The sequence below is a fragment of the Sedimentimonas flavescens genome, from assembly GCF_025154035.1.
Lineage (GTDB): Bacteria > Pseudomonadota > Alphaproteobacteria > Rhodobacterales > Rhodobacteraceae > Rhodobacter > Rhodobacter flavescens.
Window position 1 is genome coordinate 1 of record NZ_JAOALJ010000014.1, and the last position, 2,795, is coordinate 2,795.

The 2,795-nt window shown below is 63.6% G+C and carries 2 protein-coding genes; both read left to right on the forward strand.

Annotated elements, in window-relative coordinates:
* Window positions 1-777 (forward strand): DUF2924 domain-containing protein (locus tag N3C64_RS15210; RefSeq protein WP_260015099.1); only part of this gene is annotated, 777 nt, incomplete at its 5' end.
* Window positions 774-2,420, forward strand: coding sequence for a recombinase family protein (locus N3C64_RS15215; RefSeq protein WP_260015100.1), 1,647 nt, complete (start codon window positions 774-776; stop codon window positions 2,418-2,420). The genes N3C64_RS15210 and N3C64_RS15215, both read left to right, overlap by 4 nt.
* Window positions 2,421-2,795 lie beyond the last annotated feature (375 nt).

The window sequence follows — 2,795 nt, forward strand, 5'->3', positions numbered from 1 at the left end:
ATTCAATGTCCTAACCCGAATCCAAATGCCGAATACCCCAGATTGCCATCAAAACGCGGCGCGAATCATGCGCCCGGCGTGAACCGCAACAAACTGCGCCCCGAGGCGGGGTCTGGCGCGGCTCCATTGGAATGGACTTGCCCGAATTCACTCGACTTCCAGGCCGAAGAGAGCGTTGCTGTGACCACGCTCGGCCTCGTCCGGGCGCATCCCGGTAGCGGGGATCGGCCCTCGCGGAATAACCGGGAGACAGGCATGCGACGGGACTACGCCCAGGGCGAAATGACAGCAGAAACGAGGGTGCCGCAACGGGCTCGTCGGCGAGGTACCGGCGATAGTCCTGTAGCTACCGTCGCTAAGATCGAAGCACTCGATCGCCCGGCGCTCTCCGATCTCTGGTCAGGCATCTTTGGTGGCGCGGTTCCCGCGAAGATGAGCCAGCCGATCCTGCGCCGCTTCATTGCCTTCGAGATCCAGGCCCGGGCGCAGGGCGGTTTGCCTATGAGCTTGGTGGCGCGGCTCGCGCGGATCGCCGCGGGCGACCCGCGGCAACAGACGCCGGACCTGCGCCCCGGGGCGCGACTGCTGCGGGAATGGAATGGAACAACCCACGTCGTCGAGGTGACAGCGAACGGGTTCCTTTGGAACGGTCTCCACCACCGCTCGCTTTCCGCAATTGCCCGCGCGATCACCGGCGCGCGCTGGTCAGGACCGCGTTTCTTCGGCCTGACAGACGCAAGCGATGCGAAAGCCAAAAGAAAGGTGCAATCGTCATGAGCACAAAACCCGCCATTCGCTGCGCAATCTACACTCGCAAGTCTTCCGATGAGGGGCTCGAGCAGGAGTTCAACTCGCTTGATGCCCAGCACGAGGCCTGTGCCGCCTACGTCGCGAGCCAGCGACACGAAGGCTGGAAGCTCCTCCCCGAGCGTTACGATGATGGTGGTCTCTCCGGGGGCACGCTCGAGCGCCCTGCCCTGCAGCGCCTGCTTGCCGAGATCGACGCCGGCCGCATTGGCATGGTCGTCGTCTACAAGATCGACCGGCTTACCCGGTCGCTGCCGGACTTCGTCCGCCTCGTCGAGCGCCTCGAGGCCACGGGCTGTTCCTTCGTCTCCGTCACCCAGGCCTTCAATACCTCCTCTTCCATGGGGCGTCTGACCTTGAACGTGCTGCTGTCCTTCGCCCAGTTCGAGCGCGAGGTGACCGCAGAACGGATCCGGGACAAGATCGCGGCCTCGAAGCAGAAGGGGCTCTGGATGGGCGGCACCGTGCCACTCGGTTATCGCCCCCACCCTGATCCGCAGCGGCGCGAGCTCATCGTGGAGCCAGATGAAGCCAGAACCGTCGCGCAGCTGTTTGCGCTCTACGACGACTTGGGCAATCTGCGGACGCTTGAGGCTGAGGCAGCCCGACTGGGATTGCGCCCACGAACCTCAGCCCGCCCCGGCGCGCGGACAGATGCGCCCTTCTCCCGGGGCCAGTTGCATTACCTGCTGACCAACCCTGTCTATCTCGGGCGGATCCGGCACAAGACGACAAGCTATCCCGGGCTGCATCCCGCGATCGTCACGCAAGAACGGTGGGACCGGGTGCAGGAACGCCTGCAATCGGCGCGGTCCCGGCCTCGCGGCAGATCGCATCCGGCGACATCGCGCCCGCTTCTGGGAAAGCTGAGTGACGAGACAGGTGACATCCTCACGCCGAGCCATACCCAGTGGAACGGGCGGCGCTTCTCCTACTATGTCTCGCACCGGTTAATCTCTGGCACAGCCGAGCCCTCAGGCTGGCGCCTGCCTGCCCAGTCGTTGGAGACCACGGTCAGATCGCTGATTGCGCGGCATCTGCGGCAGATCAGCGATCGCCATGCGCTGCTTGCGCACCCGAATGCGCGCGAAGCGCGTGCCGTGGAAACGTCTGTCGTCGATCTGATCACGCGGCTTGAGACGGACCCGGAACTCTATGCGCGATTGCTCAAATCAGGCACCCTTCAGCGCGATGCTATTTGCCTGCAACTCGACGGCGCAGAACTCGGCGCGGCGCTCGGCATCAATTCCGAACGCCTTTCCTCAGATGCCCTGACAGTGAACACCCCACTTCACCTGCGCCGACGCGGCGTGGAGACCCGCATCGTCACGGGCGAGCGCGTTCCAGGGCCCGACCCCACGCTTCTGCGCATCCTTGCGGAAGCCCATGGCTGGGCCGCCGCCCTGCGCGCGGGTCAATCGCTGACTGAGATCGCGCGCAAGACCGGCCATTCGGAGTCCTATGTCCGGACCCGCCTGCCGCTCGCCTTTCTGGCCCCCGCCCTGCAATCGGCGATCCTGGAGGGACGGCAGCGGACGGATCTCTCGGTCGCGCAGCTCCTGCGCGACGGCATCCCGCTCGACTGGGCAGAACAGCAGCGCTGCTTCGGCTGAATTGGCCAATCCCTGTTTAGCGAAATTCTTTCCCTGTTCTGGCGGAATTTATTCCCTGATCACCCGGAATTAATTCCCTGTTCCTGAGAAGCAGGGAATTGCCTCATAACCCATTGTTATCGCGTCATGATTCAGGGAGGCCATCCTCAGGAACGGGCCGGGAAATCACAGTTACCCTGTTAATTCCCTGTTTCCACGGAAAAGCAGGCAAACCGAACCTCCGACAATGGCCGACGGAGACGCAGGGCAGTTTTGCTGAGATCAATGCGAGCTACGCGCGTCTCTGAGTGAAACACAGGGCGCTAACCCGCGGAAACGCGGGCGAAATTCGTCGGAGACGCCGAAACAGGGAAATCGAGATGGGTGGGTGGCGGA